A 14718-nucleotide genomic window follows, 5' to 3' on the forward strand; every position below is an offset into this window, starting at 1 on the left:
CCACATGTCCGGATTCCGGGGGAAGCGGCACGGGTGTCGCAGTGTTCGCAGTCAAGGCTTCACTTTCTGTGATACGGCACTTTTCTGTGACGCAGAAGGCGCCGTTGTCATTCACGGTTGCGAGAACAGTTTCGGCGCTTCTTGTCGCACCCGAAGTAGCTCAAGGTGCCAGGCGTGCTGCGTTTGCGGGGAATACTGGTGTCGCAGAACACCTGCTGTCAATCTCACAGGAAGATCTTGGTAATTTCAGGTGAATAATTTGCCCGTGCTCACACTGAGTTGATTTCGATTTGAGGTTTCCGGAAGGGCTACCTAGGAAAGGCGCCGGAAATGTGGCGAAGGCCACCCCGGGGGACAAGTCCCTCGAGATGGCCTTCGGTGGTCCGGCTGTAACGGATCAGGCTGTAACCGATCAGGCGTCGCGGCGCTTCAGGAGCACGGCCGCTCCGGCGAGCAGCACGACGATCCAGGCGGCGAAGACGGCGAGACCCGCGCCCGCGGACAACATCGTGGAGCCCGCTTCCGCCTGAACGGTCGTGAACGACCCGATCGCGTTCGACGGCAGGTACGGGCCGATGTTCGCGTTCCAGCTGCTCGGCAGGAGCTGGAGCAGCCCCGGCAGGATCAGCACGATCCCGAACAGCGTCGAGATCGCCCCGGCGGTACTGCGCAGCAGCGCGCCGAGCGCGATGCCCATCAGGCCGACCCCGGTCAGGTTCAGCGCCGAGCCGGCGATCGCCCGCAGGACACCGGTGTCGCCCAGCGACGCACTCGCGACGCCTGCGCCCGAAAGGATCGCCTGCCCGCCGAGGAAGGCGACCAGGGTGGCGGCCAGCATGACCACAAAGGTCACTCCGGCGAAGACGATCGCCTTGCCCCACAACACCGGAAGCCGTTTCGGGACCGCGGCGAGCGAGGAGCGGATCATCCCGGTGGTGTACTCGCCCGAGGTCATCATCACCCCGAGCGAACCGATGATCAGCTGGGCGAGCATCACCCCGTTCAGGCTGATCCCGGTGGGGTCGTTGCCTCCCGGCGGGCCGCCGCCGCCGTCGGGGCTGGTGATCGTGCCGCTGGCGAACGCCGCGGACAGCAGGCCCAGTCCGATCACCGCGATCGCCCCAGCGGCCATGGTGATCACCGTGGAGCGCAGGGAGCGGAACTTGATCCACTCCGAGCGGACCACCCTGGCCTGGGTGACCTTGAGGTTCGACGGCACCGGGCGGTGCTCGGCGGCGACGGGGGCCGCTTTTTCCAGTGTGGTGGTCATCGCGCGTCTGCTCCCGAAGTCGTGGTGGAGTGGTACTCGACGGCGTCACGGGTGAGTTCCATGAACGCCTCTTCCAATGAGGCCTGTTGCGGGGAAAGCTCGTGCAGCGCGATCCCGGCGCGCAGCGCGCGGTCGCCGATGTCGGCCGGCTCGAGCCCGGTGATCTCCAGCAGCCCGCGTTCGCTGCTGGCGATGCTGACGTCGTCGTCGGCGAGCAGGTCTCGCAGCTCGGTCGCCTGCGGGGAGCGCACCCGGACGCTCTTGTTCGACGCGCTCGCGGTGAACTCGGCGACCGAGACGTCCGCGATCAACCGGCCGCGGCCGATGACGATCAGGTGTTCGGCGGTCAGCGCCATCTCGCTCATCAGGTGCGAGGAGACGAACACCGTGCGCCCCTCGCCGGCCAGGCTGCGCAACAGGTTCCGGATCCACAGCACGCCTTCGGGGTCGAGCCCGTTGACCGGCTCGTCGAGGATCACCACCTCCGGGTCGCCGAGCAACGCCGACGCGATCCCGAGGCGCTGTCCCATGCCGAGGGAGAAACCGCCGGCCCGCTTCTTGGCGACCTCGCGCAGCCCGACGAGATCGATGACCTCCTCGACCCGCTGCTTGGAGATTCCCGTGGTGGCGGCCATCGCGAGCAGGTGGTTGTAAGCCGACCGTCCCGTGTGGACGGCCTTCGCTTCGAGCAGCGCGCCGACCTGATGGATCGGCGCCTTGTGCTCGGCGTAGTGACTGCCGTTGACCGTGACGTCGCCCGACGTCGGGCTGTCGAGGCCGACGATCATGCGCATGGTGGTGGATTTCCCGGCGCCGTTGGGACCGAGGAACCCGGTCACGATGCCGGGGTGGACGGTGAAGTCCAGCGAGTCGACCGCGAGCTTGTCGCCGTATCGCTTGCTCAGGTTGGCTACTGTGATCATGGGTTAAACGATGGCCGCCGGACCCCTGCTCGCGCGTCGTCCCAACGCCGTCACTTGGGCCTGCTGCGACAGCGGTATGCCGCCGCCGGAAACCCGTCCGTGTACTGCGTCCGCAGCAGGCCGCGGCTACCGCGCGCGGACGACTCGCGCCGGCAGGTGATCGTCGTACAGTGTCCGGATGAGTGGGTGGGAGTTCGTGCGGGCGAAGGCGCGGGCGTATCCCTACGTCCTCGACGCGCTGCTCGCCACGTTCCTGTTCACCGCCTCGCTGGCCGCTTCCCAGTCCGACCGGGGTCCCGGTTTCGTCGTGACCGTGCCGAGTGTCGTGGCGGGCGCGCTGATCAGCCTCGCGCTGGTCGTCCGGCGGCGCCGGCCGTTTCCCGTGCTCGCCTTCACCACGGCCGGAACCGCGGTGGCGATCGTGGTGACGGACGGGAAGACGCCGTACGCGGCGATGGTGGCGGTGGCGGCGTACACCGTCGCGTCACGCAACGAACGAACGCTGGCCTGGGCGTCTGGCGCGGCCGCGGCCGCGGTGCTGGTCCTCACCGCGCTCCTGTTCACCACGACGTCCTGGGGGAACCCGCAGAGTCTGGAGCCGATCGGGTGGATCGGCATGGCCGTCGCGCTGGGGTACGCCTTGCGGACCCGCCGGGCTTACATCGCCGCCATCGAGGAACGCGTGCGGCGCGCGGAGCAGACCAGGGAAGAGGAAGCCGGGCGCCGGGTCGCCGAGGAACGCCTGCGCATCGCGCGTGAACTCCACGACGTCGTCGCGCATCACATCGCGCTGATCAGCGTGCAGTCCGGCGTCGCCACGCATCTGCTGCGCAGCCAGCCCGACGACGCCGCGATCGCGCTCGGGCACGTCCGCGAGGCGAGCCGCTCGGTGCTGGACGAGCTCAGTACGTTGCTCGGCGTACTGCGTCAGCCCGAGGACGCGGGCGCGCCGACCGAGCCGACTCCGGGGCTCGCCCGCTTGGACGAACTGGTCGACAGGTTCGTGACCGCGGGCCTGAAAGTCGACGTCGTGACCTCGGGGCGGCCACGGCCGTTGTCCGCGGCGGCCGACCTGGCGGCGTACCGGATCGTGCAAGAATCCCTGACCAACGCCCAGAAACACGGCGCGGGCGGCGACACCCGGGTCCGGCTCGCCCACGACTTCGACGCGCTGCACATCGAAGTGCACAACCGCGGCGGGCATCCCGCGTCCACCGAGCCCCCGCCGAGCGGCGGGCACGGGATCCTCGGGATGACCGAACGCGCCACCTCGCTCGGCGGTACCCTGCGCGCGGTCGCCGAGCCGGACGGCGCGTTCCGCGTCACCGCCACCTTGCCCAGACCCGAAAAGGACCCCGCATGATCCGGGTGCTGCTGGCCGACGACCAGGCCTTGATCCGCGCGGGTTTCCGGGTGCTGATCGACTCCGCGGCCGACCTCCAGGTAGTGGGCGAGGCCGCCACCGGGCGGGAAGCGGTGAACCTCGTCCGCTCGACCCGCGCGGACGTCGTGCTGATGGACATCCGCATGCCCGAGATGGACGGTCTCGCCGCCACCCGCGAGATCATCGCCGACGAGGAACTCGCCGGGGTCCGGGTGATGATCCTGACGACCTTCGAGATCGACGAGTACGTCTTCGAGGCGATTCGCGCGGGTGCCAGTGGTTTCCTCGGCAAGGGCGTCGAACCCGACGAGTTGCTGAACGCGATCCGCGTGGTCGCACGCGGCGACGCGCTGCTGTCCCCGAAGGCGACCCAGGGTCTCATCGCCCGGTTCCTCACCGAACCCTCGCGGGGTGAACCCCTGCGGTCGTCGCAGCTCGACGTCCTGACCGATCGTGAACGGGAGATCGTGGCACTGGTCGGGCTCGGATTGTCCAATGAGGACATCGCCGAGAAACTGCACATCTCGCCGCTGACCGCGAAGACCCATGTCAACCGAGCCATGATGAAACTCGGCGCGCGGGACCGGGCTCAGCTCGTGGTGGTCGCCTATCACAGCGGTCTGGTACGCCCCGGAGAAATGCCGGACTGACGGCCTCCGCGCTTTCTCGCGGAAGTGCGCGCATTGCGTATCGTGCAATTCTTTGCCGATACCGGACCAGTGGTACGGACCATTTCCGGGCGACGGTTCACCGGGGCCTCAAATGGCGCAATGGCAAGGGTTTCCGGGTTCACGCGCTGTGTCCTGACCGATTCAGTTCCCCGGTTCCGCCGTTTGTTTCTCCCCGATCGGCATGGGGTGCGAGGTACTTCTTGACCTGGCCCATATGTCCGATTATGGTCTAGACCAGTTTCATCGACCTGACACCTAGACCAGTTCGCCTGGCGTGCGTGTTCACACGCCAGGGGAGTTTTGACGCGCCTGTCGAACTGGTGTCGCGCACCTGGGAACTGCTGTTCCATCAGAAGGAGCTGACATGAATCTCAAACGGAAGCTCATGGCCGTCGCGATCGGCGCCGGCCTGGCGCCGGTGTTCGTCGTCGCGTTGCCCGCGGCGACAGCCAGCGCGCACGGCTACATCTCGTCGCCGCCGAGCCGGCAGGCGAACTGCGCGCGGGGGGCAGTCGCCAACTGTGGCGCGATCATCTACGAGCCACAGAGTGTCGAGGGGCCGAAGGGGCTCCGCAGCTGCAACGCGGGCCTCTCCCAGTTCGCCGTGCTCGCCGACGAGAGCAGGGCCTGGCCGAAGGCGTCGGTCGGCGGCACGGTGACCTTCAACTGGGTCCTCACCGCGCAGCACGCCACCAGCACGTGGGAGTACTACATCGGCGGCACCCGGATCGCGGTGTTCGACGACGGTGGCCGCACGCCCGGCGCGTCGGTTTCGCACTCGGTGAACCTCGGTGGCCGGACGGGCACGCAGAAGGTGCTCGCGATCTGGAACATCTCCAACACGGCGAACGCCTTCTACTCGTGCGTCGACCTTCAGGTCGGGGGCGGTGGCACCACCAACCCGCCGACCACCCCGCCGCCGACGACGACCCCGCCGCCGACCACCCCGCCGCCGACCCAGCCGCCGGCCGGCGGTACCTGGGCAGCCGGTAAGGCTTACGCGGTCGGCAGTCAGGTGACCTACGGCGGTTCGACCTACAAGTGCCTCCAGGCGCACACCGCGATCACCGGCTGGGAACCGTCCAGCACCCCGGCCCTGTGGCAGAAGCTTTAACCATTGGTGCGGCCCGCATCTCCTTCACCGGGGGTGCGGGCCCGCTTACCTTGCGGGAGAACAACTTCCATGAACCGCGCACTGCTCGTCCTGCTCACCGCGGGCCTCGTGCTGCTGGCAGGCTGCGGCTGCGGCACCGGCACCGGTTCCACGGCCGCGGCGCCGGTCGTACCGGCAGCGGCGTCCGCTGAGTTCAACCAGGCCGACGTCATGTTCCTGCAGATGATGATCCCGCATCTCGGCCAAGGTGCGGAGATCGCGAGGCTGGCGAAGGACCGCACGGCCCGCGAAGAGGTCAAGGTGCTCGCCGCGGCGATCGAAGTCACCCAGGTGTTCGAAGCCGACACCATGTCCGACCTGCTCCGCGACTGGAAGCAGCCGGCCACCATGGACGCGAACCCGGACGCGCACGCTCACCACGGTGGGCTGCCGCTGACGAGTCCCGACACCATCGCCACGCTGGCCGCGGTGACCGACAACTTCGAGACCAAGTTCCTGAACCTGCTCACCGGGCACCAGCACAACGCGGTCGAAATGGCAAAGGCTGAGACGGCCGGTGGAGCCAATCCGCAGGTCAAGGAGCTGGCCGACCGGATCGTGCAGTCCCGGACCGCCGAAATCAGTCAGATGCTGGCATTCTTGGGGAAGTAGCCGTACCCGAGTGCCAGAGGAGAGACGTCGTGGAGTCACCAGCCGGTCAGGAACGCGCCGGAATGATCACGGTGCGCGGGGTGGTCGAACCCGGTGACCAGCGGGGCCGGGTCCTCGGCTTCCCCACGGCGAACATCGCCATGCCCGACCAGTCCGGGGAGGCCGGCGACGGCGTCTGGGCCGGTTGGGTCGAGCGCGAGGACGGCACCAAGCTGACGGCCGCGGTGTCGATCGGGCGCCGAGCCACCTTCTACGAGGACGGCCACCGCCTGCTCGAAGCGCATGTCCTCGACTTCTCCGGCGATCTCTACGGCGAGACGCTGATCGTCCACCTCGGACGCCACCTGCGGGACCAGCGTGCCTTCGAGTCCAGCGAGGCGCTCATCGACGCGCTGAACGACGACGTCGCCGCGACCCGCGAGTGGGCCGAAACCGCCGTGCAGATCGAGGCCTGACGCGTGGCCTACGACGTCGACGCGGTCCGGCGGCAGTTCCCCGCGCTCGAAGAAGGCGCCGCGCATTTCGACGGCCCCGGTGGGTCCCAGGTGCCCGATGTGGTGGCCGAGGCCGTCGCGAGCACGCTGACGTCCGCGATCTCCAACCGCGGCACGGTGACCGTGGCCGAACGCCGTGCCGACGCCGTGGTCACCGAAGCCCGCCAGTCGATGGCGGATCTGCTCGGCGCGACGAGCCAGGGCATCGTGTTCGGCCGCAGCATGACCCAGCTGACCTACGACTTCGCCCGCACGCTCGCGAAGGGCTGGGGCCCCGGTGACGAGGTCGTCGTCACCAGGCTCGACCACGACGCGAACATCCGCCCGTGGGTCCACGCCGCCGAAGCCGTCGGCGCCACCGTGCGCTGGGCCGACTTCGACCGCGAAACCGGCGTCCTCGGCGTGGACGACGTCGCCGCGGTGCTGTCGGAGCGCACCCGGCTGGTCGCGGTGACCGCGGCGGGCAACCTGCTCGGCACGCGGCCGGACGTCCGCGCGATCACCGATGTTGTGCACGACGCGGGTGCGCTCGCCTACGTCGACGGCGTGCACCTCACCCCGCACGCGCTGATCGACGTCATCGGCCTCGGCGCGGACTTCTACGTCTGCTCGCCGTACAAGTTCCTCGGCCCGCATCTCGGTGTCCTCGCCGCCGAGCCGGAACTGCTGGAGACACTGCGCCCGGACAAGCTGCTGCCGTCGTCGAACGCCGTCCCGGAACGGTTCGAGCTCGGCACACTGCCGTACGAGCTGCTCGCCGGGACGACCGCGGCGGTGCGGTTCCTCGCCGGGCTCGTGCCGGGTGAAGGATCGCTGCGGGAGCGGCTGGCCGTGTCACTGGCGGAGCTGGACGAGTACGAGTCGGTGCTGCGTGAGCGCCTCGAAACCGGGCTGGCGAAGATCATCGGGGTGACCGTGCACGGTTCGCCCGACCGCCCGCGCACCCCGACGGTGCTGTTCTCGGTCGACGGCGTCACGCCGGGCGAGGTCTACCGGGAGTTGGGTGAGCGCGGTGTCAACGCGCCCGCCGGGCATTTCTACGCGCTGGAATGTGCCCGCTGGTTCGGTTTGGGCGATACGGGCGCGGTGCGTGCCGGGATCGCGCCCTACACCACCGAGTCCGATGTGGACAGGCTGCTGACCGGCGTCGACGCCCTCGCGCGGGAGTAACCGCCGCCGGTCGTGCGGCACTTGGACGAAATTCCCCAGGCTGCCCGGTTTCGGAGAGTGACCGGTGCTTACAGTGTCCACAAAGGACTCTCAGTCTCCGCACGGGGAGATCACCTACGCTGCCGACGTGAGGGCTTCCGCGCCGCAGTAGCATTCCGGGTGCGCACGTTCGCACACCTTCTTTGACAGCAGCTGGACCGGGGAGAATTCGTTGAGCGAGGAGATCCGAGAGATCGCCGGTCGCTATCGCTTGATCGCGCGTATCGGCGGCGGCGCCATGGGCGTGGTCTGGCAGGCGAAGGACATCCAGCTCGACAGGGTGGTCGCGGTCAAGGAACTGCTCATGCCGTTCGGGCAGGGCGAGGAGAAGGCCGAGGAAGCCAAGAACCGGGCGATGCGCGAGGCGCGGATCGCCGCCCGGCTGCAGCATCCCCACGCCATCTCGGTGTTCAACGTCGTCGAGGACGGCGACCGGCCGTGGCTGATCATGGAGTACCTGCCCTCCAAGAGCCTCGCGGACGTGATCAAGGCCGACGGTGCCCGCCCGATCGACGAGGTCATCGGCATCGCCTGCCAGCTCGCCTCCGCGCTCACCGTGGCCCACGAGGCCGGGATCGTGCACCGCGACGTCAAACCGGGCAACATCCTGCTCGGCGAGGACGGCACGGTCAAGGTCACCGACTTCGGCATCTCCCGCGCGATCGGTGACGTCACGCTCACCGCCACCGGCGAGATCGCGGGCACCCCCGCGTTCCTCGCGCCCGAGGTGGCCCGTGGTGACGAGGCGAGTTTCGCCTCCGACGTGTTCTCGCTCGGCGCGACGATGTACACCGCGGTCGAGGGGAAACCGCCGTTCGGCTACGGCGACAACGCGATCGCCCTGCTGTACCGGGTTTCCAGCGGCGACATCGTGCCGCCGGCCCAGGCGGGCAAGATCGAGCCGCTGATGCTCCGGCTGCTCGCGATGGAACCGACGGACCGCCCGACGATGAAGCAGGCGCTGGAGGAGCTCGAAGCCTTCGGCGTCACCGGCGGCTCGATGCCGACCGTCCGCGAGCTCCCGCCGCCCGAGCCGGTGGCCGCGGTCGCTTCCGCGTCGGACGGGCCGTCGAAGAAGCGGCTCGGCGTGGCGTTGATCGGGGTCGTCGTGCTGGCGGCGATCATCGCCGCGGCGCTGATCGCCGCGCACAACGCCGGTACCGAAACAGCCGCGCCGACGAATTCGCCGACACCGTCCGCTTCCGTTTCCGTCACGCCCACCTCGGACGCGGCTGTGCCGCCGCCGGTGGCCTCACCGCCGTCGTCGCCGTCGACGCCACCCACCTCGGCTTCGTCGCCCACGACGACCAACGTGCCGACCGGGCCGGAAGCCCAGGTCAAGGCAGTCACGGACTACTACGGCTTGGTGGAAGCCAAGAACCTGCAGGCGTCCTTCGCCGGTCTGAGCGACAACTTCAAGAGCTCGAAAAATCAGAACTTCGAGAAGTACAGCGCTTTCTGGAACAGGTTCAGCGCGGTGTCGGTCTCCGACGTGACTCCGGCGGGTGGCAACGCGGTGAACGCGAACGTCACCTTCACGGAAAAGGGTGCCACGTCCACCGAGCGGCACCGGTACGCGATGGTCGAGCAGAACGGCAAGTGGCTGATCGACAGCCAGGCGATGCGCTAATGCTCCAGCGCGGCCTTCGCCCGGCCCAATAGCAGCTCGCGCTCGCGGTTGTTCCGGGTCAGCGAGGCCGCGTGCTCGAACTCCGCGCGGGCCTCTTCGAACCGCTCCAGCTTGACCAGGAAGTCGCCGCGCACGGTCGGCAGGAAGTGGTAGTTCTTCAGCGAGGGCTCCTCGGCCAGCGCGTCGACGATTTCGAGCCCCGCCGCCGGGCCGAACGCCATGGAGACAGCGACAGCGCGGTTCAGTTCCACGACTGGGGATTCCGAGACCTCCGCGAGCACACCGTAGAGACTCGCGATGCGTTCCCAATCGGTCTGTTCCGGGGTGTGCGCCCGCGCGTGGCAGGCGGCGATGGCGGCCTGCAGCGCGTAGGTTCCGTTGGCACCGCCCAGTTTCTCGGCCTTCGCCAGCGCGGCCAGCCCGCGTCCGATGAGAAGCTGGTCCCAGCGTGCGCGGTTCTGTTCGAGCAGCAGGATCGGCTCACCAGTCGGGCCGACCCGCGCCTTGGACCGGGACGCCTGGATCTCCATCAGCGCGACGAGCCCGTGGACCTCGGGCTCACCCGGGGCGAGCCCGGCGAGGACGCGGCCCAGGCGGAGCGCGTCGTCGCAGAGCGCCGGGCGGAGCCAGTCGTCGCCCGCCGTCGCCGAGTAGCCCTCGTTGAAGATCAAATAGACGACTTCGAGCACGGACGACAGCCGGGGGGCGAGTTCGGCGCCGCTGGGGACTTCGAACGGGATCTTCTTCTTGGCCAGCGTTTTCTTGGCGCGGACGATCCGCTGCGCGACGGTCGGCTCGGACACCAGGAACGCGCGCGCGATCTCGTCGGTGGTCAGGCCGCCGAGCAGGCGCAGCGTGAGCGCGACCCGGGCTTCGGTGGACAGCACCGGGTGGCAGGCGGTGAACACCAGGCGCAGCAGGTCGTCGCCGATGTCGTCGTCGAGCGCGGTGTCGATGTCCGGCTCGAAGCCCTCACCGCGGGATTCGAGGTCGCGGCCGATCTCGTTCTGCTTCTGCTCGAGGCGTTTGTTCCGGCGGATCAGGTCGATCGCGCGATGCTTCGCCGTCGCCATGAGCCAGGCGCCGGGATTGTCCGGCACCCCTGATTCCGGCCACTGTTCGAGCGCGGCGACGAGGGCGTCCTGGGCGAGTTCTTCGGCGAGCCCGACGTCCCGCACGAGCCGTGCCAGGCCCGCGATGAGCCTCGCCGACTCGATGCGCCAGACGGCGTCGATCGCGCGATGGGTGTCGGTAGCCGTCACAGGGCCAGATCAGACCATCTTCGGTACGGCGCCGCAAGCTTGATTGGTAGCTTTCCCCTATGAGTGACGTGCGAAGGCTCGTGCAGGAAGCCATCGACCGGCTGGTCGAATCCGGTTCGGAGACCGGTCTGCAGGTCGCGGTGTACCACCGTGGCGAGCTCGTCGTCGACGCCGTCGCCGGGGTCGCGGACACCAAGACCGGGCGCGCGGTGACCTCGTCGACGCCGTTCTTCAGCGCGTCGACGCTGAAGGGCGTGACCTCGGCCGTGGCACACGTGCTGGTGCAGCGCGGGGCGCTCGGCTATGACAGGCCGATCGTGGAGCTCTGGCCGGAGTTCGGCGCGCACGGCAAGGAAAGCACGACCCTGCGGCACGTGCTGACGCATACCGCCGGGGTGCCGGGGATCCCCGCGGACACCACCCGTGAGGACCTGACGGACTGGGCGAAGATGACCGCGGCCATCGCCGACACCGAGCCGTGGTGGGTGCCGGGGGAGAAGACCAGCTATCACGCGCACACCTTCGGCTACATCGTCGGTGAGCTCGTGCGGCGCGCGACCGGCAAGACTGTTTCGCAGGTCCTGCGGGACGAGGTCGCCGGGCCGCTGGGCGTCGGCGACGAGGTCTTCCTCGCCGTCCCGGAAAGGCAGCTCCCGAGGCTCGCGAAGATGGAAGCCCCGGAGAACGAGGCCGGGATGAAAGCGTTGATGGCGGGCATGTTCGCCAAGATCGCGCCGGCCGGGACGCTGCCGGACGCCGAATACGGCAACCGCGCCGACATCCTCACCGCCGAGATCCCCGCCGGGGGCACCACCACCGCCCGCGGGGTCGCCAGGATCTACGCGGCGCTGATCGGCGAGGTCGACGGCGTCCGGTTGGTCTCGGCGAAGCGGCTGAAGGAGATCTCGACGGTCGCGTTCAGCGGCGTCGACGAGGTCATGGGTTACCCGGTCGCGTGGACCCTCGGTTATTCGCCCGGCCGTCCCGGCCTGGAGCCGGGCTCGCCCACCACCGCGTTCGGCATGGAAGGCGCCGGGGGCAGTGCCGCCTTCGCCGACCCGGCCGGCGGAATCGCCTTCGCCCTCACCCGGAACCTCTATTCCTTCTCGGAGGGCGGCGCCGCCGAACAGCTCGCCGACCTCGTCACCAAGACCCTGGCGTGATGGAGACCGGCACCCGGATCGAGGACCTGCTGCGCGAACTGGCGCCGCAGGTCCTCGGTTCGCTGATCCGGCGGCACGGGCAGTTCGACGCCTGCGAGGACGCGGTCCAGGAGGCGCTGCTGAGCGCCGCGGTGCAGTGGCCGGAGGAAGGCGTCCCGGACAACCCGCGCGGGTGGCTGATCACGGTGGCGTCGCGGCGGATGACCGACCTGTTCCGCAGCGAGCACGCCCGCCGTCGCCGTGAAGAGACCGCGGCGACGATGGCCCCGGCCGACGAGGCCTTCGCACCGGCCCCCGATGACGCCGTCGCCGCGGACCAAGACGACACGCTGACGCTGCTGTACCTGTGCTGCCACCCGTCGCTGTCGCCGCCGTCGCAGGTCGCGCTGACGCTGCGCGCGGTCGGCGGGCTGACCACCGTGCAGATCGCGGCCGCGTTCTTCGTCCCCGAAGCGACCATGGCGCAGCGCATCAGCCGGGCGAAGCAGCGCATCAAGGCCACGGGGACGTCGTTCCGCATGCCGCCCGAGGCCGAGCGCGCGGACAGGCTGGCCGTCGTGCTCCACGTGCTGTACCTGATCTTCAACGAGGGCTACACCGCGACCTCGGGCCCGGACCTCGTGCGCGTCGAGCTGACCGCCGAGGCCATCCGGCTGACGCGCGCCGTCCACGCGCAGCTGCCCGACGACGGCGAGGTCGCCGGGCTGCTCGCGCTCATGCTGCTCACCGACGCGCGGCGCCGGTCCCGCAGCCACGCCGACGGCACCCTGATCCCGCTCGCCGAGCAGGACCGGGGTTTGTGGGACGCCGAGTCGATCAAGGAGGGCGTGGCGCTGGTGAGCGATTCGCTCGCCCGGTCCGCGCTCGGCCCGTACCAGCTGCAGGCGGCGATCGCGGCCGTCCACGACGAAGCGCCGCGCGCCGAGGACACCGACTGGCCGCAGGTCGTCCAGCTGTACCGGGTGCTGGAGCGGATCTCGCCGAACCCGATGGCGACGCTCAACCATGCCATCGCCGTCGCCATGGTGTCCGGCCCACGCGCCGGGCTCGAGATGCTCGAACCCCTTGCCGCACCGGACAAACTGGGCAAGCACCACCGGCTCGCCGCCGTCCGCGCGCACTTGCTGGAACGCGCGGGCGACCTCGCCGCCGCGCGTGAGGGTTACCTGCTGGCCGCGCGCCGGACGACGAGCATCCCCGAGCAGCGTTACCTTGAGGCTCAGGCTGCTCGGCTGGCTCCTTGAGTCGACTCTGGCGTTCTCCGGGGGTGGATCCAGCCGCGAGATGTCGACATCACGTGATCTCTCAGTTGCTAAGGGATCGCCATCTGTCGACAGGTGGCGATCCCTCCGGTGAGCGGACGTGACTGGGTGTGTGGTTGGCCATGCTTAGACGAAGGTGAGTTGTTCGGTGCGGCGGGGCATGACCAGCAGGGCGACGAAGCCGAGGACGGCGACGGCGACCGAGGCGAGGAAGACGTGGTGGGTGGCGTCGAACAGGGCGGTCTGGACGAAATTCGTCGTCGGGGTGTGTTCGGCGGCTTGGCCGCCGAGGACGAGGCTGGTGGCGTCGACGCTGTCGGGCAGGTGACCGGCGACGTCGGCGGGCGGGTTGGCGAAGCGGGAGGAGAGGGTGGCGTTCGCGATGGCGCCGAACACGGCGGCACCGACGGCACTGCCGAGCGACCGGCTGAACATGTTGGTCGCGGTGACCACGCCCCGGCGTTCCCAGCCGACGGTGGACTGCACGGCGACCACGGTCGGGCTCGACGCCAGGCCCAGCCCGAGACCGAGCACGAACGACGCGGCCGCGGCCTGCCACACCTGCGCGTGTTGCGTGAGCATCGCGGTGAGCACCGCGCCGATCACGATGATCCCGCTGCCGATCAACGCCGTGTCGCGGAACCCGATGCGCATGTAGACCTTGCCCGCCAGCGACGCCGAGATCGGCCAGCCGACGGTCAGCGCGGCCAGCGCGAACCCGGCCACGAGCGCGCCGGTGCCGAGCACGCCCTGGACGTAGGTCGGCAGGTACGAGGTCAGCCCCATCATCAGCGCGCCGACGACGAGCGCCATGAGGTTCCCGCCGACCAGCGTGCGGCGGCTGAACACCCACAGTGGCAGCACCGGTTCGGTCGCCTTGCGTTCCACGAAGGCGAACGTCACGAGCAGGACCAGGCTCCCCGCGAAGATCGAGACGCTCGGGACCGAGCCCCAGCCCCAGGCCACGCCGCCTTCGAGCAGGCCGAGGATGAGCAGCGAACACCCGACCGTGAGCATCGACGCGCCGGTGTAGTCGACCTTGTGGGTGGCCCGGTCGACCTTCTCCTTGAACTTGCGCGCCAGCATCCACGCGGCGAGCGCGCCGAGCGGCAGGTTGATGAAGAAGATCCACGGCCAGCTCAGGTACTCCGAGAACACCCCGCCGAGCGTCGGGCCGACGACCGACGAAATCCCCCACACACTCGCGAGATAGCCCTGGACCCGCGCGCGCTCTTCCACGGTGTACAGGTCACCGACCATCGTCATGCTCATCGGCTGGATCGCGCCGGCACCGATGCCTTGGATCGCCCGCGCCGCGATCAGCACCGGCATGCTCCACGCGAACCCGCACAGTACCGAGCCGATCAGGAACACCGCGATGCCGAAGAACATGACCGGCTTGCGGCCCAGCATGTCGGCGAACTTGCCGTAGAGCGGCGTGGTGACGGCCTGGGTGAGCAGGTAGATCGAGAACAGCCACGGGAACTGCGAGAATCCCCCGAGGTCGGCGACGATCGAGGGCACCGCGGTGGCGATGATCGTGCTGTCGAGGGCGACCAGGCTGGTGCTCAGCATGACGGCCGCGAGCACCGGGCCGCGTTCCGAACGGAGGCCGACAGCCTTCGGGGGCGCGGGGGCCGGGGTGGTCATCTGCGGGCGCTCCTAGGGAAGAATCGACGGCGGTC

Annotated in this window: 13 protein-coding genes; 9 read left to right on the forward strand and 4 right to left on the reverse strand. The window is 69.2% G+C overall.

Annotated features, from left to right (window positions below; all coding sequences use genetic code 11):
• Nucleotides 1–412: 412 nt before the first annotated feature.
• The gene (locus VGP60_RS32380) at nucleotides 413–1270 is read right to left on the reverse strand and encodes an ABC transporter permease (protein WP_327551961.1); all 858 of its coding nucleotides are present in this window, start codon (nucleotides 1268–1270) and stop codon (nucleotides 413–415) included.
• The gene (locus VGP60_RS32385; RefSeq protein WP_327551962.1) at nucleotides 1267–2193 is read right to left on the reverse strand and encodes an ABC transporter ATP-binding protein; all 927 of its coding nucleotides are present in this window, start codon (nucleotides 2191–2193) and stop codon (nucleotides 1267–1269) included. The genes VGP60_RS32380 and VGP60_RS32385 overlap by 4 nt, the downstream gene beginning before the upstream one ends.
• Nucleotides 2194–2371: 178 nt before the next feature.
• On the opposite strand from VGP60_RS32385, the gene VGP60_RS32390 reads away from it, so the two are divergent.
• The 7 genes from VGP60_RS32390 (at nucleotide 2372) to VGP60_RS32420 (ending at nucleotide 9346) form a co-directional block, all read left to right on the forward strand.
• Nucleotides 2372–3556, forward strand: coding sequence for a sensor histidine kinase (locus tag VGP60_RS32390; RefSeq protein ID WP_327551963.1), 1185 nt, complete (start codon nucleotides 2372–2374; stop codon nucleotides 3554–3556).
• Nucleotides 3553–4227 carry a response regulator transcription factor gene (locus tag VGP60_RS32395; protein ID WP_327551964.1) on the forward strand — a complete coding sequence of 225 codons (675 nt, stop codon included), beginning with the start codon at nucleotides 3553–3555 and terminating at the stop codon, nucleotides 4225–4227. Before VGP60_RS32390 ends, VGP60_RS32395 begins: the two co-directional genes overlap by 4 nt.
• 385 nt (nucleotides 4228–4612) lie before the next feature.
• The gene (locus VGP60_RS32400) at nucleotides 4613–5362 is read left to right on the forward strand and encodes a lytic polysaccharide monooxygenase (RefSeq protein WP_327551965.1); all 750 of its coding nucleotides are present in this window, start codon (nucleotides 4613–4615) and stop codon (nucleotides 5360–5362) included.
• A 69-nt stretch (nucleotides 5363–5431) separates the two neighbouring features.
• A complete protein-coding gene (locus VGP60_RS32405; protein ID WP_327551966.1) occupies nucleotides 5432–6013 on the forward strand; it encodes a DUF305 domain-containing protein in 582 nt (193 codons plus the stop codon).
• A 62-nt stretch (nucleotides 6014–6075) separates the two neighbouring features.
• A complete protein-coding gene (locus tag VGP60_RS32410) occupies nucleotides 6076–6468 on the forward strand; it encodes a riboflavin kinase (protein WP_327551987.1) in 393 nt (130 codons plus the stop codon).
• Nucleotides 6469–6471: 3 nt separating this feature from the next.
• Nucleotides 6472–7677 carry a cysteine desulfurase-like protein gene (locus VGP60_RS32415; RefSeq protein WP_327551967.1) on the forward strand — a complete coding sequence of 402 codons (1206 nt, stop codon included), beginning with the start codon at nucleotides 6472–6474 and terminating at the stop codon, nucleotides 7675–7677.
• Nucleotides 7678–7888: 211 nt separating this feature from the next.
• Entirely contained in the window at nucleotides 7889–9346 is a 1458-nt protein-coding gene (locus VGP60_RS32420) for a serine/threonine-protein kinase (protein ID WP_327551968.1), read from the forward strand.
• Here the strand turns inward: VGP60_RS32420 and VGP60_RS32425 are convergent.
• A complete protein-coding gene (locus VGP60_RS32425; RefSeq protein WP_327551969.1) occupies nucleotides 9343–10608 on the reverse strand; it encodes an RNA polymerase sigma factor in 1266 nt (421 codons plus the stop codon). The genes VGP60_RS32420 and VGP60_RS32425 overlap by 4 nt on opposite strands.
• A gap of 59 nt (nucleotides 10609–10667) precedes the next feature.
• On the opposite strand from VGP60_RS32425, the gene VGP60_RS32430 reads away from it, so the two are divergent.
• Nucleotides 10668–11771, forward strand: coding sequence for a serine hydrolase domain-containing protein (locus VGP60_RS32430; protein WP_327551970.1), 1104 nt, complete (start codon nucleotides 10668–10670; stop codon nucleotides 11769–11771).
• Entirely contained in the window at nucleotides 11771–13015 is a 1245-nt protein-coding gene (locus VGP60_RS32435) for an RNA polymerase sigma factor (protein ID WP_327551971.1), read from the forward strand. The genes VGP60_RS32430 and VGP60_RS32435 overlap by 1 nt, the downstream gene beginning before the upstream one ends.
• A 144-nt stretch (nucleotides 13016–13159) precedes the next feature.
• Here VGP60_RS32435 and VGP60_RS32440 read toward each other — a convergent pair whose 3' ends face one another.
• Complete coding sequence (locus tag VGP60_RS32440) at nucleotides 13160–14683, reverse strand: MDR family MFS transporter (protein WP_327551972.1); 1524 nt, start codon at nucleotides 14681–14683, stop codon at nucleotides 13160–13162.
• Nucleotides 14684–14718: the final 35 nt, after the last annotated feature.

Source organism: Amycolatopsis sp. (assembly GCF_036008905.1).
Classification (GTDB): Bacteria; Actinomycetota; Actinomycetes; order Mycobacteriales; family Pseudonocardiaceae; genus Amycolatopsis.